This is a genomic window from Streptomyces sp. JN8, assembly GCF_055808075.1.
The window spans coordinates 7858831-7881193 of record NZ_CM147852.1; the positions used below are offsets into that span (position 1 = coordinate 7858831).

At 73.4% G+C, this 22363-nt stretch carries 21 protein-coding genes and 1 pseudogene; 9 read left to right on the top strand and 13 right to left on the bottom strand.

Annotated features, from left to right (window positions below; genetic code table 11):
- Window positions 1-182 precede the first annotated feature (182 nt).
- From ACY0MR_RS34520 to ACY0MR_RS34530, 3 genes and pseudogenes are all read right to left on the bottom strand, one after another.
- A complete protein-coding gene (locus ACY0MR_RS34520) occupies window positions 183-752 on the bottom strand; it encodes an RICIN domain-containing protein (RefSeq protein ID WP_473557486.1) in 570 nt (189 codons plus the stop codon).
- 309 nt (window positions 753-1061) lie between these two features.
- The gene (locus ACY0MR_RS34525) at window positions 1062-2069 is read right to left on the bottom strand and encodes an ArsR/SmtB family transcription factor (protein ID WP_473557488.1); all 1008 of its coding nucleotides are present in this window, start codon (window positions 2067-2069) and stop codon (window positions 1062-1064) included.
- A gap of 149 nt (window positions 2070-2218) precedes the next feature.
- Window positions 2219-2743 (bottom strand): annotated as a pseudogene (locus ACY0MR_RS34530) (AAA family ATPase).
- A gap of 261 nt (window positions 2744-3004) precedes the next feature.
- On the opposite strand from ACY0MR_RS34530, the gene ACY0MR_RS34535 reads away from it, so the two are divergent.
- The 5 genes from ACY0MR_RS34535 (at window position 3005) to ACY0MR_RS34555 (ending at window position 7039) form a co-directional block, all read left to right on the top strand.
- Window positions 3005-3400, top strand: a complete 396-nt coding sequence (locus ACY0MR_RS34535) for a hypothetical protein (protein ID WP_473557490.1) — start codon at window positions 3005-3007, stop codon at window positions 3398-3400.
- Window positions 3401-3587: 187 nt separating this feature from the next.
- The gene (locus tag ACY0MR_RS34540) at window positions 3588-4031 is read left to right on the top strand and encodes a hypothetical protein (protein WP_473557492.1); all 444 of its coding nucleotides are present in this window, start codon (window positions 3588-3590) and stop codon (window positions 4029-4031) included.
- Window positions 4031-6094 (top strand): hypothetical protein, encoded by a 2064-nt coding sequence (locus ACY0MR_RS34545; protein WP_473557495.1) that lies wholly within the window; start codon window positions 4031-4033, stop codon window positions 6092-6094. The genes ACY0MR_RS34540 and ACY0MR_RS34545 overlap by 1 nt, the downstream gene beginning before the upstream one ends.
- The gene (locus ACY0MR_RS34550) at window positions 6091-6609 is read left to right on the top strand and encodes a hypothetical protein (protein WP_473557497.1); all 519 of its coding nucleotides are present in this window, start codon (window positions 6091-6093) and stop codon (window positions 6607-6609) included. Before ACY0MR_RS34545 ends, ACY0MR_RS34550 begins: the two co-directional genes overlap by 4 nt.
- A gap of 118 nt (window positions 6610-6727) precedes the next feature.
- Window positions 6728-7039: a hypothetical protein gene (locus ACY0MR_RS34555; protein WP_388797843.1), complete on the top strand. Its 312-nt coding sequence runs from the start codon at window positions 6728-6730 to the stop codon at window positions 7037-7039.
- Between the two features lie 82 nt (window positions 7040-7121).
- Here ACY0MR_RS34555 and ACY0MR_RS34560 read toward each other — a convergent pair whose 3' ends face one another.
- The 7 genes from ACY0MR_RS34560 to ACY0MR_RS34590 form a co-directional block, all read right to left on the bottom strand.
- The gene (locus ACY0MR_RS34560) at window positions 7122-7799 is read right to left on the bottom strand and encodes a response regulator transcription factor (protein WP_361851094.1); all 678 of its coding nucleotides are present in this window, start codon (window positions 7797-7799) and stop codon (window positions 7122-7124) included.
- Window positions 7796-9118, bottom strand: coding sequence for a sensor histidine kinase (locus ACY0MR_RS34565; protein WP_473557500.1), 1323 nt, complete (start codon window positions 9116-9118; stop codon window positions 7796-7798). Before ACY0MR_RS34565 ends, ACY0MR_RS34560 begins: the two co-directional genes overlap by 4 nt.
- A gap of 1 nt (window position 9119) precedes the next feature.
- On the bottom strand, window positions 9120-10286 hold the full coding sequence (locus ACY0MR_RS34570; protein WP_473557503.1) for an acyltransferase family protein: 1167 nt from the start codon (window positions 10284-10286) through the stop codon (window positions 9120-9122).
- Entirely contained in the window at window positions 10279-11232 is a 954-nt protein-coding gene (locus ACY0MR_RS34575; RefSeq protein WP_473557505.1) for an alpha/beta hydrolase, read from the bottom strand. Before ACY0MR_RS34575 ends, ACY0MR_RS34570 begins: the two co-directional genes overlap by 8 nt.
- A gap of 299 nt (window positions 11233-11531) precedes the next feature.
- Entirely contained in the window at window positions 11532-13136 is a 1605-nt protein-coding gene (locus ACY0MR_RS34580) for a M4 family metallopeptidase (protein ID WP_388797855.1), read from the bottom strand.
- A 270-nt stretch (window positions 13137-13406) separates the two neighbouring features.
- Entirely contained in the window at window positions 13407-14741 is a 1335-nt protein-coding gene (locus tag ACY0MR_RS34585) for a HEAT repeat domain-containing protein (protein WP_473557508.1), read from the bottom strand.
- 91 nt (window positions 14742-14832) lie between these two features.
- Window positions 14833-15390, bottom strand: coding sequence for a hypothetical protein (locus ACY0MR_RS34590; protein ID WP_473557510.1), 558 nt, complete (start codon window positions 15388-15390; stop codon window positions 14833-14835).
- A 489-nt stretch (window positions 15391-15879) separates the two neighbouring features.
- On the opposite strand from ACY0MR_RS34590, the gene ACY0MR_RS34595 reads away from it, so the two are divergent.
- From ACY0MR_RS34595 to ACY0MR_RS34605, 3 genes are all read left to right on the top strand, one after another.
- The gene (locus ACY0MR_RS34595) at window positions 15880-16308 is read left to right on the top strand and encodes a VOC family protein (protein WP_392865644.1); all 429 of its coding nucleotides are present in this window, start codon (window positions 15880-15882) and stop codon (window positions 16306-16308) included.
- Window positions 16309-16588: 280 nt separating this feature from the next.
- On the top strand, window positions 16589-17779 hold the full coding sequence (locus ACY0MR_RS34600) for a cytochrome P450 (RefSeq protein WP_473557513.1): 1191 nt from the start codon (window positions 16589-16591) through the stop codon (window positions 17777-17779).
- Between the two features lie 13 nt (window positions 17780-17792).
- Window positions 17793-17984 carry a ferredoxin gene (locus tag ACY0MR_RS34605; protein WP_388797869.1) on the top strand — a complete coding sequence of 64 codons (192 nt, stop codon included), beginning with the start codon at window positions 17793-17795 and terminating at the stop codon, window positions 17982-17984.
- Window positions 17985-18082: 98 nt separating this feature from the next.
- Here ACY0MR_RS34605 and ACY0MR_RS34610 read toward each other — a convergent pair whose 3' ends face one another.
- Together ACY0MR_RS34610 and ACY0MR_RS34615 are read right to left on the bottom strand one after the other, a co-directional pair.
- Entirely contained in the window at window positions 18083-18823 is a 741-nt protein-coding gene (locus ACY0MR_RS34610) for a class I SAM-dependent methyltransferase (RefSeq protein WP_473557515.1), read from the bottom strand.
- A gap of 60 nt (window positions 18824-18883) precedes the next feature.
- Window positions 18884-20092, bottom strand: a complete 1209-nt coding sequence (locus ACY0MR_RS34615) for a hypothetical protein (protein ID WP_404084722.1) — start codon at window positions 20090-20092, stop codon at window positions 18884-18886.
- A gap of 193 nt (window positions 20093-20285) precedes the next feature.
- On the opposite strand from ACY0MR_RS34615, the gene ACY0MR_RS34620 reads away from it, so the two are divergent.
- A complete protein-coding gene (locus ACY0MR_RS34620) occupies window positions 20286-20939 on the top strand; it encodes a CatB-related O-acetyltransferase (RefSeq protein WP_392865636.1) in 654 nt (217 codons plus the stop codon).
- A gap of 12 nt (window positions 20940-20951) precedes the next feature.
- On the opposite strand, the gene ACY0MR_RS34625 is transcribed toward ACY0MR_RS34620, so the two are convergent.
- Entirely contained in the window at window positions 20952-22361 is a 1410-nt protein-coding gene (locus tag ACY0MR_RS34625; RefSeq protein WP_473557519.1) for a hypothetical protein, read from the bottom strand.
- Window positions 22362-22363 lie beyond the last annotated feature (2 nt).

Sequence of the window (22363 nt, forward strand, 5' to 3'; positions counted from 1 at the left end):
ATCCCCGCCCGCGCCGACACGCGGTCACCGCAGCTGAGACCGGCCCTCTCCCCGGCGTGTTCCGCCGGGGAGACGGCCGGTCACGGGCGTGCTCGCCGGTCACCGGTGTGGCCGCCGGTCGCCCGACGTGCTTGCGGACGGCGGACGCGGGCGCCGGTGGAGGCCCGCCGGACCGCCCCGGCTCAGCGCCAGGTCTGGTTGCGGTTGTACGAGCACGGGATCGTCCGCAGCCCGAACTGGCTGTCGTCCAGGCACTCGCCCGTGGCCTGGCTCTCGAACGTCACCCGGTCGCCGCTCTTGTGCGCGAACCAGCTCTGCTCGCGCGAGGAGTTGCAGGCCCGTGTGTCCAGCGTGTAGCCGTCGTCGAACAGGCACTCGTTGGTCGCGAGGTTCCGCAGCTGACGGGTGGCGTCACCCCACACGTGCACGTTCCACTTCTGGTAGACGCCGCCGTTGCAGCCGTAGCCGCGCAGGCCGAACTGGTGGCTGTCGTCCAGGCAGGACCCCGTGGCCATGTTCGCGAACGTCTGGACCACGTCGGTCGCCCCCGGGACCCCGGCCGACGAACCCGTCGCCCCGAGGGCCCCGGACGACGGACCCGTGGCCCGTACGACCTCGGCCGTGGCGGACGACGGCGCGTGAGCGGCCGGCCGGGCCAAGGGCTGCGCCGACACCGTACCGGTGCCCACGGCGAGGAATCCGGCCGCCGTGAGCAGCGCGAGGGCCCCCTGGTGGAAGGAATGCGAACGCATCTCTCTTCGTCCTCTCGTCATGCCGCCGCGAGTGACGCCGGCGGCTCCTCGTCAACCGGGCTCTGCGGCACGCCGGTCGACTCGTGGCGTGGCCCGTTGACGCGGCTCACCGTAGGGACGCGAAAGGTGGAGGGGCCATGTATTCGAGCCCCGTCGAAAGCATCGGAGCGGCCCACCGACGTCATCCGCCGCCGTCCGCCGTCCGCCGTCCGCCGTCCGCCGTCCGCCGCCGCCGTCGTGCGTCGCGGTCGGCCGCCGTGCGCCGCCGTCCGCCGCGGTCCGTCGCGGTGCCGGGCCGCGGACGACCGGTCACCGCACGGGGCGCGAGCCCGGCTCCAGCAGGGCCATGCCCATCGAGGTCACGGTGTGCAGGACCGCCTTGCCCTCCCGCCGGGTGGTGACCAGGCCGGCGTTGCGGAGCACGGACGTGTGGTGGCTCACCGTCGCCGGCGCGATGCCCAGCCGACGCGCCAGATCCGTGGTGCTGCGACCGACGGCCACCGACTCCAGGATCGCCGCCCGTGTCCGCCCCAGCAGGTCCTCCAGCGCCTGGCCGGCGGACGCGTCGCCGCCGCCGTCCCACAGCGTGCCGCCCACCAGGGCGTCGGACACGGTGGGTACGGCGAGGACGGGCGGCGCGGCCGGATCGAGCACGGGCACCATCAGCTCCGCGCCCCCGGAGGAGAACACCGTGGGGGCGATGACGAGCCCGCGCCCGTCGAGCCGGATGTCCGCGTCCCGCGGATGCTCCAGTTCGAGGACCGGGGGCCTCCAGCGCAGCAGCGGTCCGCACACCTGCTCCAGCAGACGTTCGACACCGCCTTCGGCCATCGCGTTCGCATACGCACCACGGACTGCGGCGAGATGCGCGCGCACCCCGCCCCCGTACGGGGCCACCGTCACGCCGTGGCAGGCCCGGAGGGCCGCGGTGACCTGGAGCCAGGCCTCACGGTCGCCGTCCACCAGGTTCCGGGCCCAGACGCGGTCCGCGCGCCGGAAGCGGACGTTCTCGAACTCGACGCGGAGCAGGTCCCGAGGGGCACCGAGCAGACGGTCCACCGCCTCCTCGATGGACATCGAATCCCCGGCCAGGCTCCACACGTCCACCTGCGGCCCCAGCGAGGGCAGCAGCGCGAGAAGGGGACGCGCCCGCTCGTCCACGCGCCCGCGGACCGCGACCTGCCAGCGGCGGAAGCCGAGCCCGACGCCACGGCCGTGCAGCAGTCTGAGGCTGTCGAGCGTCTCCGCCGCCGCCCCGATGCCCCCGGCGACCCGGACCCGCATCAGGTCCTGGTCCGTGAAGTGGATCCGTTTCACCGGACATGCCGTTCCCGCGTTCCCGTTCGCACACATCAGTCTCGGGCGCGGGCCGAGACCCGCACAACGGCCAAACAGGCCAGACGCCGCACTGCCCCCGCCGGGGCGTCGAGCCGACGGGTCGCCCCAGGGCCCCGGACGGCGTCCGCTCACTCCCTCACGGCGTCGGCGATGCACCGGGCGGCCTGGGCGGGCGTGAGGTGCGTGGTGTCCACGACCTCGGCCTCGGCGTGCAGCCAGGTGCGGGCCGCCTCGGCGTAGGGCTCCAGGTACTGGAGCCGGAACGGCGAGTCGGGTCCGACGACGGTGTCGCCCGCGATGCGTCCGCGAAGGGTCTCCCGGTCCGCGTGGAGCACGAAGTGCCGGACCGGTACGGCGTGCGCGGCGAGGCCCGCGCTGATCTCCCTCCAGTACTCCTCCACCAGGACCGTCATGGGAACCACCAGGGTGCCGCCGGTGTAGTCGAGGACGCGCCGTGCGGTCTCGACCACGAGGGGCCGCCACGGCGGTCAGTGCTGGAAGTTGTCCGTCGCGGGCAGTCCGGGCGTGATGTCCATGAGCGTCTCGCCGACCTTCTCGGCGTCGAACACCCGTGAGTCCGGAATCAGCTGCTGCACCAGCGCGCTGGTGGTCGTCTTGCCGGCGCCGTGGGTTCCGTTCAGCCATACGATCATGGACGGGACGTTAGCGCCGCGGGCGACGCGGGAAGGCGCGGCCGCCGGAATCGAGCGGTAGGCACCGGGTGACCGGACCCGGCCGGCACCGGGTGCGAGCCGCGGAATCGGCTCCGACGCCGGGGGACCGGGTCCGGCCGCCCCTGAATCGGGCGCGGTCGTCCCCGGAATCGGGCACGGGCCGCCCGGTCTCGGCTCCCTCCCCGGTGAGGCATGATTTCCGGGTGCCCCAACGGCGGGGTGAGGTGGAGGAGACGAAGCATGCTCGAATGGAAGCCGATCAGCTCGGGCATCCGGCCGGTGCCCAGTGCTGTGGCGACCCCCTCGGTGTGGGCCGTGACCTCCGTCGTCGCCCTCGCGCTCGTCACCGCGTTCAACTTCCTCGACGGCCACTCGGACCCCACCGTCGACCTCCTGGCGATCTCCGTCGTCGTGGCCCTGGTGAGCACCGGAGCCCGTCTCGCCGCCGCACCGGGCACGGCGCTGCTCTGCTGGCTCGCCCTGAACGGATTCGCCACCGCACCCATCGGCGAGATCACCTGGGAGACCTCGTACGACATCGCGCGCATCGCCTGCCTGCTCGCCGCCGCGACCGCCGGAACCGTCCTGGCCCGTCTCGTGCACGCACGCGCCGCGTACCGGCGGCTGACGCCGTAGGACCGCGCGAAAGATGGGTGTCAGCACCTATGGAACCCCCCGACCATGATCGGCAAGGCTGATCCCGGGTGCGGCCGCCCGCGGACGGGAGCGGTCGGCCCGGCCCCGAGGTCGCACCTGCCCCGAGCCGTACGGGCGGTGTGACGCGCCGGGCCTGCTCTTTCCGATCAGACACGGGGGTGTCGATTTGTCGTTCGACGACGAGTGGGCCGGCATCAAGACGGCGGCACAGGAGGGGCAGACGGCGACGCGTCTGAACCAGCTGGACGGCGGAGGCGGCGGGGGAGCGGGGCAGGGCGGCAACCTCAGGGTCGAGCAGTCCGACCTCGCGGCCGTCGGCGACGCGGCCTTCAAGCTCCGCCAGCGGCTGGACACCGACGGCGACCACGCCAAGTCCAGCACGCAGGACGCCGGCACCGCGATGAAGCAGGACTTCGCGCTCGGCCCGGCGCTGACCACGCTCGCCGAGAAGTGGAACGAGCAGGTGAACACCTTGCTCGACGCCTGCGGTCACATCTCCAACCACCTCGAGTACTCGAAGAGGACCCACGCCGACGACGAGCACTGGATCGCCACCCGGTTCAAGTTCGAACAGCTCGACGCGGGCTTCGAGGAGAGGGCGCGGCACTGATGGATCTCGACGCACTCAGGTTCGGCGACTTCACGAAGCTCGGCACGGCCGCCGGCGACTGGGAGGCCATGGGCAGGAAGCTCTGGGAGCTGGAGTCCGACGCCCGGGACGACCTCGGGGGGAAGGCGGCGAAGGCCGACTGGCAGGGGGTGAACGCCACCGTCACCAAGGAGTTCATCGGCAAGACCGCCAAGGAGTTCGCCGACGCCGCCACCCAGGCCACCAGCATCGCCAACATCCTCAAGGACACCCACGGCGAACTCGTCGGCTACAAGGAACAGCTGAACACAGCCGTGGAGCAGGGGCTCTCCCGGAACCTGACGGTGGTCGGCACCGGCGACGGCGGCTTCACCGTCACCATGAACATCCACCCCGACCGCGCGGCCAAGGGGCACGAGGTGCCCGAACACACCCAGGCCGACGTCAACGCCCTGCGGGACCAGGTCCAGAGGATCCTGGAGCAGGCGACCGAGAGCGACAGCACCGCGGCACAGGCCCTGACCATGCTGGTCAGCCAGACCCCGTACGGCTTCTCCGACGCCGCCTACTACAACCGCGACCGCGCCGCCGACGCGATGAAGGACGCGGAGCGGATCGCGCACCTCCTCAAGAACAAGGGGGACGACCTCACCCCCGAGGAGTTCGACCGGCTCAACAAGGACCTCGCCGCCTACAAGGACGACCGGCTCTTCCAGGAGAAGCTCGCGACCGTCCTGGGCCCGCGGGGCGTCCTCGACTTCTGGGCCGACCTGTCCGACCCCTCCGACGGCGGCACCCTCCAGCGGGCGCGGCTCAAGGAGCTGGGCGACCTCCAGCAGAACCTGTCCCTCGTCCTGGCCGGTGCGACCCGGTCCGACAGCCCCGCCATGCGGTCGTGGGAGAACGACATGGTGAAGCTCGGCGAGGAGCGGGTGCAGACGCGCGGCAGCCAGGTGTACGGCTACCAGCTGATGAGCAATCTGATGCGGACCGGAGACTGGGACAACCGCTTCCTCAACGACTACGGCAACGCCCTGGTCGAGACCGAGAAGAAGATGAGGCTGCCCGCCACCTACTGGAACGCCGGCGCGCCGCCGATGCCGAAGATGAACTTCATCGGCGAGGACTTCGGCCGCGACCCGATGACCGGGTTCATGACGGCCCTGGCGGCCAGTCCCGACGCGGCCACCGAGTTCTTCAACGCCACACAGCCCGACGACAACGCGAAGTACGTCCTCGGCGACCGGCAGACCTTCGACGACACACCGCTGGACACCAAGGACGGCAACTCCGCGCTCGACGCGACCGGCGCCGCGCTCGCCGCGGCCGCCACCGGGATGAACCCCCACGATCCGACGGCGCCCCAGGTCGACCTGACGCCGGAGCACCGGAAGGTCCTGGACCGCTCGCTCGACATGCTCGCCGGGCGCGGCGACGACTTCCCGTCGGAGATGCGCGACGACATGGCGAAGGTCCTCTCCCGGCACAGCGACGTCGTCCACCACTCGGCCAGCTCGCTCTCGGACGACGACCAGGACCCCAGGCAGCTGGACCGCTCCCCACTCCTCGAGGTCACCAAGCAGATCTCCCGCGACCAGAACGCCTACGGCATGCTCAACGAGGCCATGAACCGCGAGATCCTCGCCGACATCCACAGCGACCACCCGAGCGACCCCAAGGAGACGCTGCAGCGCGGCGGCGCGACCGTCGGCTTCCTGGAGGAGGCCCGCTACCAGGCGCTGAAGACCGACAAGGCCGACCCGTCCTGGGAGGCCAAGTGGCTCTACCACGGCTTCGGCGGAGCGGCGAACTTCATCCCGGTCCTCGGGGACGCCGCCCAGCGCGGGGTCGACGCCCTCGCCTACCAGTGGCAGCTCGACGAGCAGGAGCGGATCAACAAGGGGATCCAGGAGCAGAACGGCAAGACGTTCGACTTCCGGGAGAACCAGCTGCGCGCCCTCTCGCAGGAGTGGGCCAAGGCCAACCCCGGCCACGCCAACAACGCCTACACACTGGAGAACGAGATCAACCTCGCCGCTCTGAACGGGAACAGCCGCGCCAAGGGCCTGGCGGGTGACCAGTGAGGCGCCGCCCGCTCGCCGCCCTGGCCGTGCTCGCGGCACTGACCGCGGCCGGGTGCACCGAGGTGCAGGGGGAGTACGCGACACCGGCCGAGCTGTGCGACGTCCCCGTCGATCCCGACGCGCTCGAACCCGTCCTCCTGCCGGGGCAGAAGCTGACGACGAGCGCATCGCACGCGAACGCGGAGACGCGCCGCTGCGACGTCTCCGTGGACGGCAGCCGCATCCTCACCGTCGAAGGCCGTCTCGCGCCCCCGACCGAGGACTACACGGCGACGTGGGACTGGCAGATGCCGCGGGGCGAGAAGGTGGGCATCGGCGACGAGGCACGGAGCACCGACACGATCGTCGCGGCCGCGGCGAGGTGCGAGGTCGAGGGCGCGGAACACGTCTTCGTGGCCCGCGCCGAGCGCTTCTACCCCGGGAAGGACGACGCCGCCGAGCGCCGGCAGGCCCTGATCCGCCTCATGACCGCGTACCTGCCCGCCGCGCAGAAGGCGGCGGACTGCACGGGCTGAAGCGACCGGCACGGCGGAGGCGCCGCACCCGGTAGGAGGCCGCCTTCGCCGTACGAGCGGAGGGGGCCCCGGGCCGGTACGGCGCGGATCCGTGTAGCGTCGGGGCCAGGGGGACCGGATGACTTTCGACGTGAACGAACCGCAGTCCGTGCGCGAGGAGCGCTTCGCCGCGGAACGTGCCGCACGCAGACGGGCACGCAAGGCCGCGCGCCTCGACTCACGGGGCGCCCACATCGGCGCGGCCGCCGTGGCCGTGGTCCTGCTCGTCCTCGCCTGGTTCGGCAAGCCGGCCGCCGTCGCCGTCGTGGGCGGAGTCTTCCTGCTCTGGTTCGCGGCGGCGCTCGCCTGGACCTACGCCGACGGGGACCACGGCCGCCACGCCCTGCAGCGCGCGTACAACATCACCTTCGGCTGGGGAGACGCCCTGTGAACCTCCCCCCACCACGCCCCGGCCCGTCCGGCGGCCTGCGCGCGGCCATCTGACACGCGCAGCCCCCGGCGGCGTCCCGTGTTCAGTGCCCCGCCGGGCGGACGAGGCCGGTGTCGAAGGCGAAGACGGCGGCCTGGGTGCGGTCGCGCAGGCCCAGTTTCACCAGGATGCGGCTCACATGGGTCTTCACCGTCTGCTCGGCGACGACGAGACGGGTCGCTATCTCGCCGTTCGACAGGCCCTGGGCGACCAGGGCCAGGACCTCGGTCTCCCGTTCCGTCAGGGCTCCCACCCGGTCCTTCTGCGGGCTCCGCGGGGGAACCGAGAGCCGGGAGAACTCCGCGATCAGCCGTTTCGTGAGGTCGGGGGCGAGCAGTGCGTCACCCCTCGCCACCACCCGTACCGCCTCCGCGAGTTCGTCGGCGGAGGCGTCCTTCAGGAGGAATCCCGAGGCCCCGGCGCGCAGCGCCTCGTAGACGTACTCGTCGAGGTCGAAGGTGGTCAGCACGAGGACCTTCACCGCGGAGCCCCCGGCCGAGGTGAGGATGCGCGTGGCCTCGATGCCCCCGGTGCCGGGCATGCGGATGTCCATCAGGACCACGTCGGGGGAGAGTTCCGCGACCTTGGCGACCGCGTCGGCGCCGTCCACGGCCTGTCCGACGACCTGGATGCCGGGTTCGGCGTCGAGCAGCACCGTGAACCCCTGTCTGACCATCATCTGGTCGTCCGCGATGAGGACCCGGATGGTGCCGTCGGTCATGTGCCGTCCTTGGGGGAGTCGAGGGGAAGGGTGGCGGTGACCTCGTAACCGCCGTCGGCGGTCGGCCCCGCGGCCAGCTCGCCGCCCAGCATGGCGGTGCGCTCCCGCATGCCGAGCAGGCCGTGTCCGAGCCCCGGCGACAACGGGCCGGGGACGATGTCGACGGGCCGCGCGGCCCGGGCGTTGGCGATCCGGAGCGTGAGCCCCCCGGCCCGGTAGCCGGTCTCCACCCGCACCGGCGCTCCGGGCGCGTGCCGCATGGCGTTGCTGAGCGCCTCCTGGACGATGCGGTACGCGGACAGCTCGACGCCCGGCGAGAGCCGACGGCGCTCCCCGCTCGTCGCGACGTCCACGGACAGGCCGGCGGCGCGGACGTTGTCGAGGAGCTCGTCGAGCCGGTCCAGGGTGGGCTGCGGGGTGTGCCGTACGGAGTCGGCCGCCGGGTCCTCCGCGCGCAGGACGCCGAGGACGCGGCGCAGTTCGGTCAGCGCCTCGACGGCGTTCTGGCGGATGCCCGCCAGATTCTCCCGCAGCTCCTCCGACGGGTTCTCGACGAGGTGCGGGGCCACCTGGGCCTGGATGGAGATGACGGACATGTGGTGGGCGACGACGTCGTGGAGTTCGCGGGCGATCCGCCCGCGCTCCTCCAGGACGGTGCGCATGGCCCGTTCCTCGGCGGTCAGGACCTCCTGCTCGACCAGCTTGCTCCGGGCCACCCGGCTCAGCCGCAGGGACGCGCCGACCACCGCCGCGATCGCGAAGGCGAGCGCGCCGCCCGCCACCTCCTCGTTGTGCACGAGGCCGGAGGGCACCGCCGCCCGGCCCAGCCCGGCGAGCACGGTGAGCAGGAGCGTGACGCCGGTGACGAGCGGGGGGACGCGCAGCGCGAGGAGCAGCACCACGAAGGTGTGCACGACGATGCCCCAGACGCTCCAGGGCCACAGCATGTCGGGGCCGACGGTCGCGTCGGCGACCTCGGTGGTCAGCACGAGGCTGAGCGTGGACAGCCACCAGGCCGGCACCGGCCGGCTCAGGGCGAGGACGAGCGCGGCGGCCTGGACGAGCACGAGGAGTTGGACCGGAGGGGTGAGGACGGTCATCGCCCGGTCGTACTCGGCCAGGTTGGCCGCGGCGCAGACGAGGGCGAGCAGCACGAGGTGCCCGTGCGGCAGCCAGCCGAACCAGGTCTGCCGGGGCAGCGGGTCGCGCGCCGTCGTCCACAGCCCGCGGCGCAGCGTGCCCGGCGCCCTGCGCAGGGCGCCGGCCAGCGCCCGCCCGTAACCGTCCCCCACCGGTTCCCCCCTGTCGATCGGGTCCACCCTATGCACGCTGCACCTGCTTCCTCGCGGCGGGTCGCCGCGACCGGGACGGACGGCGCCCGCCCGTCTCGTACGCACGGAACACGGCGACGCACACGAGCAGCGCGAGCCCGAACACGGGCACCCAGCCCATCCGTGCGAGCACCCAGGAGTGACCGTCGGGGACGGTGTGCAGACCGGGCAGCGGTCCGTGTCCGGTCAGGTCGCCGGCGAGGCGGCCCAGCAGGGTCACGGCCATCATCGCGGTCTGGTGCCACAGGAAGACCGTCATGGCGCCGAGGTTGACGAGGGCGACGGCCGCCCAGAGGGCCGGTCGGCGCAGGCTCCTGCGCAGCGGGCCGACGAGCAGCAGCGCCGCCCCGCACTGCGCGAGGCCGAAGGCGACGGCGGCGAGCGTCGGCGGGGCGAGGTTGGAGACGGCCGCCCCGGGCACGCCGACCATCGACGCCGGGTAGCCGGCGAGCGCGACCAGGAGGACGGTGGCGGGCACGCCCGTGACCAGCAGGACGCGGCCCGCGGATCGTTCCCGGACGCCGCCGCGGGCCCACAGGGTACCCAGGCAGTAGGGGACGAGCCAGCCGGCCGCCACGTTCGCCCAGCCGAGCCACCCGGGTCCGCCGAAGCCGAACCGGATCACGTCGACGTGGAGGACGACGGCGAGCGGCCACAGCGGGTGCACCTTGACGACCAGCGGCGTCGCCGCCGTGAGGGCCGCGAAGACGCCGAGGAACCAGAGCGGCGACAGGACGAGTCTGCCGAGCGTGTGGACGGTCTCCCACGGCACCCCGCCCAGGACCATGGCGAGCGTGGCCGCGGACCACACCGCGAGGACGACCGCGACCGGCCGGAACAGCCGCCCGAGGCGAACGGCCAGCCAGGTGCGGTAGCCCGTCCCGCGTGCGAGGGAACCGGCGAGGCCCGCCGCCGCGACCCGTCCGCCGACCAGGAAGAAGACGGCCAGCGTCTGGAACACCCAGGAGACCGGGGTGAACTCGGGCATCCGGCTCAGCGGACTGACGACCCGGAAGGTCCCGCTGTCGCTGGTGAGGGCCGTGACGAGCCAGTGGCCGAGGACCACGCCGAGGACGGCGAGGGCGCGCAGGGCGTCGAGGGCGCGGTCGCGGCCCGGTGGGGTGGCGGCGTCGACGCGGCGGACGAGGTCACGCATCGGCCGGATCCCGTCCCGCGACGATCCGGGCCATGTTCCGCAGGGGGGCGGACCCGGGGCGGAGGTAGTCGCTGTGGCCGCCGGTGCCGGCGTCGAAGACCCGGGCGCCGAACCCCGGGGCGACGGGGTCGGTGCCGAAGCCGACGTCACCGAAGGCCAGGGACACCCGGACGTGGGGGACATGGGCGATCCAGTCGCCCGTGGCCCGGCCGGCCCAGACGGTGGCCGCGGTACGGAGGCCGGCCGCCCGGTCGGTGCCGGTGCCCGGACTGCCGTAGAACACGAGGCCGGCGACGGGCAGGCGGTCCGCGGCCTCGGCGCAGACGACGGATCCGTACGAGTGGCACAGCACCGTCAGGCGCGCGCCGGGCGCGGCGTCGGCCAGCTCGCGGACGAAGGAGGCGAGGAGCGGGGCGGCCTCCTCCGCCCGGCCGGGGGTGGTCGCGGCGGCACTGAGGGTGGCGGGCGTGCGGTAGCCGAGCCAGGCCAGGACGGCGCCGCCGCGGCCCAGTTCGCGCTGGAGCGCTGCGGCGCCGGACCGGAAGCGGTGGCTGTCGAGCCGGGTGTCCGAACCGGGCACGAGGACGGCTATGCGGGTGGCGCCGACGAGGTCGCCGAACACCTCGACGCTGCGGCCGCCGTCCCGGCCGTCGAAGGACAGGAGTCGGTGGTCCTCGCCGGCCATGGCCCGCAGGGTGTCGGCACGCCCGTGGTCGCCGTGGGCGTCTGCCGTGGCCTCGGCGGCGCGGACGGCGGAGCGGTTGGCCTCGTACCGCGCGGCGACCGCGGCGGGCGTCGCGAGCGAGAGGCGCGGGAGCGGGGCGGGGATCGGCGCGGGCACGGCGGCCGGACCGGCCGCGCCGACGGTGGGCACCGCCACCGAGGCGGCGACGAGGGCGGCGAGCAGTGCGTGACGCAGCCGACGGCTGAGCGGGCGGGACGCCATGGGCGTGGTCCTTCCGTACCGGAGGATGTCTCGATTCCGGTGCCGAACCTATGGATCACGCGGGGTGGTCGACGTCCTACCAGGAGGGACACTTGTCGCGTAGCTCTGGAGTACTACGGGTACGGGGTGCGGCCGGCACCCTCGGTTCTTCGAATCCGGCGGCCGGGGAGCCGCGTCCGGGTCGGCAGGTGCGGGGCGAGGGGCTGTCGTACCGGTCAGGCACGCCGGCCCTGCCGGATCGGCACCCCATCCGCGGGGGAGGGGCGCCCGGCTCCGGTCGTGCCGGGCGCCCCCGGGGGTCACTTGACGTTGATCGCCGTCCAGGCCTTGGCGACCGCGGTGTACTCGGCGCTGCCCGCGCCGTAGAGGTCGGTGGCCGCGGAGAGGGTGGCCGTGCGGGCGCCGGCGTAGGTGGTGGAGGAGGTCATGTAGGTGGACAGGGCCTTGTACCAGATCTTGTAGGCCTTGGCGCGGCCGATGCCGGTGAGGGTGGAGCCGTCGCTGGTCGGGGAGTTGTACGAGACGCCGTTGATCGTCTTGGCGCCGCTGCCCTCGGACAGCAGGAAGAAGAAGTGGTTGGCGGGGCCCGAGGAGTAGTGGACGTCGAGGCGGCCGACGCTGCTGGACCAGTAGTCGGCGGAGTTGCCGTCGCGGCTGGGCTTGTCCATGTAACGGAGCGGGGTTCCGTTGCCGCGGATGTCGATCTTCTCGCCGATGAGGTAGTCGCCGGCGTCGGTGGAGTTGGCCGCGTAGAACTCGACCGAGGTGCCGAGGATGTCGGAGGTTGCCTCGTTGAGGCCGCCCGACTCCTTGCTGTACCTCAGTCCGGCGGTGGAGGCGGTCAGGCCGTGGGACATCTCGTGACCGGCGACGTCGAGCGAGGTCAGCGGCTTGGTGTTGCCCGTTCCGTCGCCGTACGTCATGCAGAAGCAGGAGTCGTCCCAGAAGGCGTTGACGTACGCGTTGCCGTAGTGGACGCGGGAGTACGCGGCGACGCCGTCACCGCGGATGCCGTTGCGGCCGAGCTCGTTCTTGTAGAAGTCCCAGGTGACGGCGGCGCCGTAGTGGGCGTCCGCGGCGGCGGTCTCCCGGTTCGTCGCGAGGCCGTTGCCCCAGGTGTCCGTGCCGTTGGTGAAGAGGGTCCCGGTGCCGGTGGTGCCCCCCTTCAGGTCGTACGTCTTGTGGCCGCCGCGCGCGGTGTCCGTCAGGGTGTACGAGGGCGCCGTGCCGAGCGTGACCTGCCCGCTGTACTGGGTGTTGCCGGTGCCCGTCTCGATGGCCTCGTAGGCGTACAGCTCCTTGCCCGAGGTCGCGTCGGTGATCACGTGGCGCTCGCTCGGCGTGCCGTCGGCCCGGACGCCCGTGACGGTCGTCTCCCAGGCCAGCTTCGGCTTCCCGGTGGCCGCCCAGATCACCTTGCGGGACGAGGCGGGGGCGGCGGAGCGTGCGTCGGAGGAGGCGGCGGCGGTCCTGCCGGCGGCCGCGGCGGTGATCGGGGCGGCGGTGCTCGCCACGGATATGCGGGCTGCGGTCGCCTTGGTGGTGGCGCGGGCGCCGTTCTTCTTCTGGTGGACGACGAGGTCGCCGCCGAGGACGGGGAGGCCCTCGTAGGTGCGCTCGTACCGGGTGTGCACGGTGCCGTCGGCGTCCTTGACGACGTCGCGGACGACGAGCTTCTCCTGCTCGGAGAGGCCGATGGCGGCGGCCGTGGCGGCGGCCCCGGACTGGGCCTCCCGGACGGCGGCGGCGCGCTGGGTGCCGGAGAGCACGAGCGCGGTGGCGCCGGCTTCGCGCTGGACGTCGGCGCTGGCGGATCCGGTCTGGACTCCGACGACGACCATGGCGGCCGAGGCGATCAGGGCGGTGGTGGCGATACGGCGGTGCGAGGACTGCTGGCGGGTCACGCGGGCTCCTTCGCTGAAAAGCGTGGGGGGTGTGGGGGTGATGGTGCTCGTGGGGGTTGTGGGGGGTGGTGGTGCGGCTGTGAGCGTGCCAGCGAAAGTGATCGTTTGACAGGTATGCAACAAGGATTTGACCATCTGTTGTCCGAAGGTCGAAGAGCTCTGTCCGGTATGCGGCCAGTTGGCTGACTTCCCGACTCCGGACGACGGACCGCGCGCAGCCCCTCCGGAGGATGCTCCGTAGGAGGGGCCGTCTCGGTCGCCGTACGCGCATCAGAGGCGGTCGCGACGCCGCTCGTACCGCCACACCTCGTCGAGTTCGTACTCGTGCCCCGTGCCGGGCGGCGCCGGAGTAAGGCGACGCGCCCCGGCCACGCACCGCTCGTCGTCATGGCGGGCGAGCCCGTACACGGCGATGACCCGGACCCGGCGGTCCGCGTCGTCGAGCAGCACCGCCATGGCGTCCGCCAGTGCGGGATCGCGCTCCCTGCCGTCGGCGACCGTGGCGCAGGCGCCCCGCCGTACGAGCGCGTCCGCGTCCGCCATGAGCGCCGACAGCGCCGCGCGGACCTCGCCTGAGAAGCGGGGTGCGTCGAACGCCGCGGTGATCCCGTGCGCCACCATGCGCCGGATCCGGACGTCGGGATGCCCGGCGAAGGGGAGGAGGGCCGCTTCCATGCGGGGACCGCTGTGCTCGCCGAGCGCGTTCAGCACCTCGGTGAGGACATCGAGGTCGGCCTCCTCGGCCGACCAGTCGATGAAGACGTCCAGGGCGGGGCCGGCGAACGGGTCCTCGTCGGAATCGTCGAAGAGATGCGTCAGGCGCAGCACCGCGGCGCCGAACAGCCGGTGGGACGGCTCGGGATGCGCGCGCAGCGCCGCCGCGGCGTCCCACGTCTGCCGGTCACGCCGGGTGGCCAGCAGGATGGTGGCGCTTCCCCAGGCGGGGTGGTCCTGGTCGTACGCCACCGCACGGGCCGTCAGCTCCTCGAAGGAGGCGCGAACGCCCAGCAGTTCCTCCAGCCGGGTCAGGATCGCCGCGTGTCCGTCGTGAACGGTCCGGCCCGCGAGGACGTACGCGTCGAGGCTGTCGTACTCGTCGTTCGCGACCCGGGTGCGGACAGCGGCCTCCTGGGAGCCCGTACGGGCGCGCAGTCCGGCTTCGGCCCCCGTCTCGTGCCATTCCCGCGCGAGGTCGCGCGCGGCCAGGAGTTCGGACCGGTCGTATCTGCCGAGGATCCTGCTGTCGAGGAGCGCCTCGACCAGCGAGGGCAAGCCCCGGTCCACCGCGGCGCGCAGGGACGGAAGGTCGTCCGGCGCCGACCGGCTGGGATCCGCACCGTGCTGGAGCAACACCTGGGCGAGGGCTCCCGAGCGGTCCGCGACGGCCAGCCGGAACGCCTCGTCGATCACTCCGGCCTCGACGTCCCCCATGGCGAGGACCCTGACCCGATCGAGGTCTCCGGACCGGACGGCGCGGATCAGAGGAGGAGGGTGCTCGGCCGCGCCGCCGTCGGTCGCCACTCCGCGCGTCACGCTGCCGCCCACCGTGCCGCCACCCGCCGCTCCGGCGTCCACCGCACGGGCATCCGCCGTTCCGCCCTCCATCGCCCGGGCTCCCTTCGTCGTGCTGTTCGAGCTCGCGCATTCCAGGCCGGTGGCGGGTGTCCGCCCGGGGCCGTGGGCAGGTCGCGGGCGGTCAGCCGAAACAGCCGGTCGGCGCCCCGTCCGTCTCGGAGCCGACCTCTATCTCGAATCCCGCTCCGGAGTCGAACTGTGGCCCGGCGTCCTGCCCGTAGGCGAACCGGAGGTCGTCGCCCGTGAGGAACTGCACGGTCAGCAGGAGGGCTTCACCGTCCCCGCCTCGGGTGAAGCACAGGCCCGCGGTCGATTCCGGAGTGCTCCGGTCGTAGGGGTCGTGCTGGAGTTCCCAGCCGTCGGCCCCGGCGGTGGCCCGGTAGAAGTCGACGACGTGCTGCCGCGAGCCCGGGAAGCGGTAGACCCGCGACGCGTACAACCAGGCATCGCCCGTGTCGTCGACGCACCGTGAGTCGACCCTGTCGAATCCCTCGGGGGTGGTCGTGCCGTCCGGGACGGAGTCGAGGATCGACTGGGAGCGCAAGCCCTTCAGGCGCGCGGCCGAGTCGTCACACGTGTGGAACGGGGACAGCGCGGAGCAGCCGGCCAGGCCGGCTGCCGCCAGGGCGGTGGCCAGGAACAGGGTGAGCGGCCGAGCGGGGGACGGCGGCAGCGGCATGGCGGCTCCAGGAGGGCGCGGAGGGTTCGGCGGAGGTGAGTGGGCGGTGAGGGCGTCGGGGATGGCCTGGGCGTCGGGGGGCGTTCGGGGTGGCGGGTTCGTCGGCGATGCGGCCCGCCGAGGATACGCGTCGGCGTCGCCGGGGCATGCGGCGCGCTGTCGATGGACGGCCCGTGGATCGCACGCGACGATCCGGCGGTCGAGCGATGCGGGAGCGGAGCAAGTCCCGTCCCACTGCGCGGTACTGGGTGTGAGCGCGGCTACAGGCGGCGGGAGGACGACCGGGCCCCCGGCAAGGCTCCTCCGGCGAACGGGCCCTCCGGCACAGGAGCCGGGGGCCGCCGCGCGTCCCGCCCCCGGCCCGCGGCTCGGTGAACCGCCCTACGCCACCCGGGCCGGCTCGTGCCGGGCGTCCCGCCGTCGCCCCGCGACTTTCGGACAGGTTCCGGCCAGGGGTATGGCCGTGGTCCCGCGGGGCAGACGAGGGGCATGCCTGTTCTCAAGACGAGCGTTCTCGTCCTCGACTCCACCGATCCCGAACCCCTCGCGCGCTTCTACGCGGAGCTCCTCGGCGCCACCGTCCGACCCGCCGGAGGCGACAACGACCTGCTGCTTATCTCGGGCCACGACGGAGTGGTGCTCGGCATCCGCCGTGACCTCGGCCAGGCGCCGCCGAGTTGGCCGCGCCCCGAGGACTCCCAGCAGGCCCACCTGCAGATCTTCGTCGCTCCTGACGCCCTCGACGAGGCGGAGCGCGAGGTCGTGTCGCTCGGTGCCCGGCCCATCGCCGTCGAGCACGACGGCACACGGACCGACCGGCGCACCGACGTACGCCGCTACACCGACCCCGCTGGTCACGCCTTCGTCCTGACCACGATGGCGCCGGTCGTCTCCGACCCGGCCCCCCAGGTCTCCTGACGCCTCGAACGGCGCCCTCCGCCCAGGGCCCAGCCGCCCGGATCGGGTCCGCGGACCCGATCCGCCGCATGCGCGGACACACGCCCTCCGCGCGTACGGAACGACACCCGGCCCCCTGAATCCGGGGACGGAGCACGGCGCGTACGTCACACCCCCGCCGAATGGATGACCACGTTCCGGTGGATTGGCCGAACTCTGCGTAGACCAGATAGGTGCCTGAGGCATGTAGTGGATACGGCATCAATCTCCGAGCCGCCGATTCGCCCCTTGCGAGGCCCCCATGACGGAAGCCGTGGCGTTCCCCCAGAACCGGACCTGCCCCTACCACCCGCCCACCGCCTACGACCCGTTGCGCGAGGAGCGCCCGCTGTCGCGGGTGACCCTGTGGGACGGCCGCTCCGTGTGGCTGGTCAGCGGGCACGCGGCCGGCCGCACCCTGCTCTCGGACCCACGCCTGTCCACCGACTCCACCCGCGCCGACTTCCCGCTCACGACCGAGCGGGCGGCAGCCCTCCGCCGGCGCAGGCGCGCCGCGCTCCTCGGCTGGGACGACCCCGAGCACAACGTCCAGCGCCGCATGCTGATCCCGAGCTTCACCCTCAAGCGCGCCGAGCGGCTGCGCCCCCGGATCCAGGAGACCGTCGACCGGCTCCTCGACGCGATGGAGGCCGAGGGCCCGCCGGCCGAGCTGGTGAGCGCCTTCGCACTGCCGGTGCCCTCGATCGTGATCTGCGACCTCCTCGGAGTCCCGTACGAGGACCACGACTTCTTCGAGAAGCAGTCCGCTCGGCTGCTCCGGGGGCCGACGGGCGCGGACACCGAGGACGCGCTCGCGCGGCTGGAGGGCTATCTGGGCGATCTGATCGAACGGAAACGGCGCACGCCCGGCGAGGGCGTGCTCGACGACCTGGTGGCACGGCAGCGGGAGACCGGCGGCCCCGACCGCGAGGAGCTGGTCCAGCTCGCCACCATCCTGCTGATCGCCGGGCACGAGACCACCGCGAACATGATCTCCCTCGGTACGTACACCCTGCTGCGGCACCCCGAGAGGCTGGCCGAGCTCCGCGCCGACCCCGGTCTCGTCCCCGCGGCCGTCGAGGAGCTGCTGCGGTTCCTGTCGATCGCGGACGGGCTGCTGCGGGTCGCCCGCGAGGACGTCGAGGTCGAGGGGACGCTCATCCGCGCGGGCGAGGGCGTGGTGTTCTCCACCTCCGTCATCAACCGGGACGGCGCCGCCTACGCCGATCCCGACAGCCTCGACTGGACGCGATCGGCGCGGCACCACCTGGCCTTCGGCTTCGGCATCCACCAGTGCCTCGGGCAGAACCTGGCGCGCGCCGAGATGGAGATCGCGCTCGGGACGCTGCTGCGCCGGCTGCCGGGGCTGCGGCTGGCGGACCCCGCCCAGGAGGTCCCGTTCAAGCCGGGCGACACGATCCAGGGCATGCTCGAACTCCCCGTCACGTGGTGAAAGGACCCAGCGGATGCGCATCTCCATCGACGGGGACGTCTGTATCGGCGCCGGACAGTGCGCCCTGACCTCCCCGGACGTCTTCACCCAGGACGACGACGGGTTCGGGCAGGTGGTCCCGGGCCGGGACGGGGGAGGCGGAGGGCCCCTGGTCCGCGAGGCCGCCCGCGCCTGCCCGGTCCGGGCGATCAGCGTCGAGGCGTAGGAGGACGGCGGGAGACGGGCTCGCGCCTGCCGGGCTCGCGCCTGCCGGGCTCGCGCCCGGTGGGCGGGCTCCTGGCCGCCGCCGCGGTACGGCGGGGCTCACGCCTTGTGGGTCACCCAGAGCAGCTCCGCCGGCCAGCGGTGCGCCCAGTCGGGCGGGTCGGTCTCGTTGTAGCCGTTGGGTGTCCCGACCTCGGGGCGCGGTTCGACGAGGTCGTCGATGACGAGACCCGCGCCGCGCAGCACCCGGACCCAGTCGCCGTAGGTGAGCTGATAGCTGGTCGCGCCGTCGCCCTCGCCGATGGCGCCGAGCCCGAAGTAGTCCTGCCGCAGCGTCGTGGTCACGCGGGCCGCCGCCTCGTCGTAGCAGGCCTCGAACCAGGGGCTCGCCACGTTGAAGACCAGCCGTCCACCGGGGCGCAGGACGCGAGCCGCTTCCGGGACGGCCAGGTGCGGGGGCGCCCAGCTGAGCCCTCCGAAGTCGCAGAACACCAGGTCGAAGCCGGCGTCGGCGAAGGGAAGCCGTTCGGCGGCGCCCTGCACCAGGGCGTAACGGGCCGCGCCCATCGCGTCGGCCGCGGCGGCGAGCTGAGCCTCCGACAGGTCGAGCCCGACCACGGCGGCGCCCTCGGCCGCGAGCGACCTGGACCACTGCCCGGCGCCGCAGCCGAGTTCGAGCACCCGCTTCCCGGCCACGTCACCGAGGACGCCCAGGCGCGCGTCGGGCACGGAGTACATGCCCCACAGCCGGGGGGAGGCGCCGATCTGCGGGTCGTGCGCGTGCTGGTAGGAGCTGCTGATCCGGTTCCAGAGCCGCCGGTTGGCGGGGATGCTGTCCACGCGCCGACTCCAGCACCGTCGCGCCGGGGCGGTCAACCGGATAGGGGAGGGCGGCCGGACCTAGTCCTGCCAGGCGAAGAGCAGCGCCTCCACCGTGAGGGGGTCTCGCGCGCCGAAGGAGTAGACGCACAGGTCCGTGACCCGGATCGCTCCCGTCGCGTCGTCGATCCAGCGCAGGCCCGCCGACGCGAGAGCCCGCATCGCGGCTTCGGGAAGGCGTTCCCCGGCGGTCGCGAACGGGCCGAGGGTGCTGATCAGCAGCCGGTGCCCGTCGGCCTCGATCACGTGGTACGTCCCGTCCCCCTGCTGGTGCTCCTCACCGCACGAGACCGGCGGCTTCGGCTCCAGGCCGGCCGCCGTGAGGGCCGCCGTCGCCCGTCGGAGCAGGTCGTCCACGTCGGGGCGGGGAGGCGGCTCGGCGCAGACGGCCTCCAGTCGCCACCGCGGGTCGCTCGGACGCTCGCACCCCGGGGCGTACTCCTGGACGATGGCGCCGCGCAGCTCCTCGTCCAGTCCCTCGACCTCCACGCGGGGACGCCCCAGCCGCTCGTACACCGCCCGTACCTCGGCCCGGTCCTCCGTGAGCCGGTGGAGCGCGCAGGCCGCCCAGACCTTGGCCTCGGTCGGCCGCGGCCCGTCGAGCCAGGCCCTCAGCCGGTCCGCGTCGGTGGCGAGCGTGTGGGCGACGTGGGCGACCCGCCGGTCCGGGTCCGCGAGGGCGTACAGGACGTCCTCGTCGGCGCGGTACCGCGTCCGGACGCGGAACTCCCGGTCCTCGGGGCGGTCCTCGCCGAGTTCGGCCAGGACGACGTCGACTCCGTGCCGGTCCAGGAGTCCGTCCAGGCCGGCGTCGCCCGCGTCACGGGCGTTCCGCCAGGGCGAGGCGGCCAGCGTCGACAGCTCGCGCGCCGCCGACAGGTCGCCGAGCAGGCCCCGCGCCTTGAGGAAGGCCGCGGCCATGCCGTACGCGGGATCGGCCGCACGGTCCGCGTGCCGCAGCCACGGCAGCAGCTCCGCCCGGTCGGAGAGCAGGCCGAGGAGGGCCCTGCGCACCTCGGCGGTGTCCGAGGGGTCCTGGACGCGCGCGATCAGGCCGGGGACGTACGCCTCGGGCACCCGGCCGGTGAGCGCCGACACGCACGACCGGCGGCGCCACCACGGCTGCCGGGGATCCACGGCGTACCGGGCGAGTTCGCCCGCGTCGACCTCCCGAAGGCCCGCCGCGTCCTCGAATCCGGCCTTCGGTACCAGGGCCTCGATGCTTCGCATCCTGGGATGCTACGGGCCGGGCGACTCGCTGAGCAGGTCGTCTCCTCCGACGCCCGCGCGGACGCCCGTCCGGCGGGGGCCCCGGCCGGGCCGCCCTCCGCTCCGGGTACGGTCGGGAACGGCGCTGTGCCGGCGTCTCGACGCCGCGACAACTGTCGCGCACGGTCGACGACAGAGAGGAACCGCCCCCGCGATGCCGCTTGTTCCCGCTGATCCCACCGTGCTCCACCCGATGCCCGAGCACCCGCGCGTGGTCCTGCTCAAGCCGTTGGTGAAGTCGCCGCTGATCGACGTCGGCGACTTCTCGTACTACGACGACCCGGACGACCCGACCGCGTTCGAGACGCGCAACGTCCTCTACCACTACGGCCCCGAGCGGCTCGTCATCGGGAGGTACTGCGCCCTGGGCACGGGCACGCGCTTCCTCATGAACGGCGCCAACCACCGTATGGACGGCCCCTCCACCTTCCCGTTCCCCACCATGGGGGGTTCCTGGGCGGAGCACTTCGACCTGATCACCGGACTGCCCGGCCGGGGTGACACGGTCGTCGGGAACGACGTGTGGTTCGGCCACGGCGCGACGGTCATGCCCGGCGTCCGCATCGGGCACGGTGCGATCGTCGCCGCCGGGGCCGTGGTGACCGCCGACGTCCCCGACTACGGCATCGTCGGCGGCAACCCCGCCCGGCTCATCCGGACCCGCTACGACGCCGAGGACGTCGCCCGCCTCCTCGCCGTGGCCTGGTGGGACTGGCCCGTCGCACACGTCACCCGGCACGTACGGGCGATCATGTCGGGAACGGTCGCGGACCTGGAGGAGGCGGCCGCCCAGCTCGACCGGGGCTGACTCCAGGGGGACTCAGCCGGAGTGGTACCCCCATCGGGCGGCGCCGTCCTTGCCCATGTAGCACTTCGCCGGCCGCCCGTCGGAGGTGGTCGCCGTGGCACCGACGGGGGAGCAGAACTGGCCGAATCCCACGCCGGATCCGCCGCCGGACCCACCGCTCGTCCCCCTGGTACCGCCGGAGCCGCCGGAGCTCCCGGAAGAGCCTGAGCCCCCACCGTCGCCGCCGCTCCCCGACGCACCGCCGCGCGAACCAGAACCCGACCCGCTACCCGATCCGGAGCCGGAAGCGGAACCGTGGTCGCGGGTCGGTCGGGGCCGCGGCTCGGGAGTCCCGTCCCCCTGCGCACCCGACGCGGAACCGGGCTTCGGCCGCGGCTCGGGCTTCGGTTCGGGCTTCGGGCTCGGCGCCGTGCAGGAGAGCCCCGGCCCCAGGAGCCACAGGTCGACCTGTGTCGTGACGGGCACCTCGATGCCCGCCTCCGGCTGCTGCCGGCACACCTGCCAGTCCGCCAGGTCCCGGCGCGGCCGGTCGTCCAGACGCCGACCCGTGTGCGTGTGGAAGCGCGTCACACGGTCGAGGTCGAGCGCGGCGAGGGCACGTGACGCGGCGTCGAACCGCTCGCCGACGAGGTCCGGCATCACCACGCGCCGGGTCCCGTCGAGAGCGGAGGGGCACGGCTCCGCCTCAGGGACCGCGTACAACGTCAGCGCCCTGCTGCCCGGGCGGGTCGGCTCACCGGCGCCGGGGGTCTGGAAGCAGACGCGCCAGTCCGCCCGCGCGGCGGTCACCGGCCGGTACGCGGACGACGCGTCGGCGGCCGTCACCCACCACGATCCGCGGCGCGCCGTCGCGGCGGCCGTGGCCAGGGAGATCCCGCGCAGGTCTGGCACGGTCCGGGCGCGGTCCGACCCGCCCTGCGCCACGGCGTCCGGCTGACCTGGTCCGCCGACCCCGGCGACGAGCACCGCCGCGACGCCGACGCCGACGGCCACCGACACCGGATGCCGCCGTATCCAGGTCGAGGTCCGCTTCCGGCCGCGGGGACGCAGGGGCGAGTCCGAGGGCAGGAGGGCGCCCGCCGCTCCGAGCAGCTCGCCCTTCGGGTCGAGCTTCGAACCGTGCAGCTTGTGCGGTCTTCCGCCCACCAGGACGTCGACCGCGTCGAACATGCCGTACGAGCTCCGCAGGATCACCGGCGGCCCGGGCACGCGGGTCACCTTCGGCGCGAGGAGGTTGCGGAAGAGGAGGAGGCCCTCGCCGGTGAGCACGGCGTAGCCCCAGCCGTCGTGGTAGACGGACCGGACGACCTCACCGGCCCCGAGCTCCCGCAGCAGGATCCTCTGGTGGCTGTCGGAGAGGGTGATGCCCTCGCCCGCGGCGACTGCGGCCGTACGCGGATCCCCGGCCAACGGATCGGACACAG

Excerpts from the sequence above, each read along its gene's own strand:
- ACY0MR_RS34590 (WP_473557510.1), bottom strand. The coding sequence starts at position 15,390 with ATGCCGCTGCCGCCGTCCCCCGCTCGGCCGCTCACCCTGTTCCTGGCC.
- ACY0MR_RS34535 (WP_473557490.1), top strand. The coding sequence starts at position 3,005 with ATGCTCGAATGGAAGCCGATCAGCTCGGGCATCCGGCCGGTGCCCAGT.
- ACY0MR_RS34520 (WP_473557486.1), bottom strand. The coding sequence starts at position 752 with ATGCGTTCGCATTCCTTCCACCAGGGGGCCCTCGCGCTGCTCACGGCG.
- ACY0MR_RS34615 (WP_404084722.1), bottom strand. The coding sequence starts at position 20,092 with ATGCGAAGCATCGAGGCCCTGGTACCGAAGGCCGGATTCGAGGACGCG.
- ACY0MR_RS34560 (WP_361851094.1), bottom strand. The coding sequence starts at position 7,799 with ATGACCGACGGCACCATCCGGGTCCTCATCGCGGACGACCAGATGATG.
- ACY0MR_RS34555 (WP_388797843.1), top strand. The coding sequence starts at position 6,728 with ATGACTTTCGACGTGAACGAACCGCAGTCCGTGCGCGAGGAGCGCTTC.
- ACY0MR_RS34585 (WP_473557508.1), bottom strand. The coding sequence starts at position 14,741 with ATGGAGGGCGGAACGGCGGATGCCCGTGCGGTGGACGCCGGAGCGGCG.
- ACY0MR_RS34605 (WP_388797869.1), top strand. The coding sequence starts at position 17,793 with ATGCGCATCTCCATCGACGGGGACGTCTGTATCGGCGCCGGACAGTGC.
- ACY0MR_RS34570 (WP_473557503.1), bottom strand. The coding sequence starts at position 10,286 with ATGCGTGACCTCGTCCGCCGCGTCGACGCCGCCACCCCACCGGGCCGC.
- ACY0MR_RS34595 (WP_392865644.1), top strand. The coding sequence starts at position 15,880 with ATGCCTGTTCTCAAGACGAGCGTTCTCGTCCTCGACTCCACCGATCCC.
- ACY0MR_RS34600 (WP_473557513.1), top strand. The coding sequence starts at position 16,589 with ATGACGGAAGCCGTGGCGTTCCCCCAGAACCGGACCTGCCCCTACCAC.
- ACY0MR_RS34575 (WP_473557505.1), bottom strand. The coding sequence starts at position 11,232 with ATGGCGTCCCGCCCGCTCAGCCGTCGGCTGCGTCACGCACTGCTCGCC.
- ACY0MR_RS34620 (WP_392865636.1), top strand. The coding sequence starts at position 20,286 with ATGCCGCTTGTTCCCGCTGATCCCACCGTGCTCCACCCGATGCCCGAG.
- ACY0MR_RS34545 (WP_473557495.1), top strand. The coding sequence starts at position 4,031 with ATGGATCTCGACGCACTCAGGTTCGGCGACTTCACGAAGCTCGGCACG.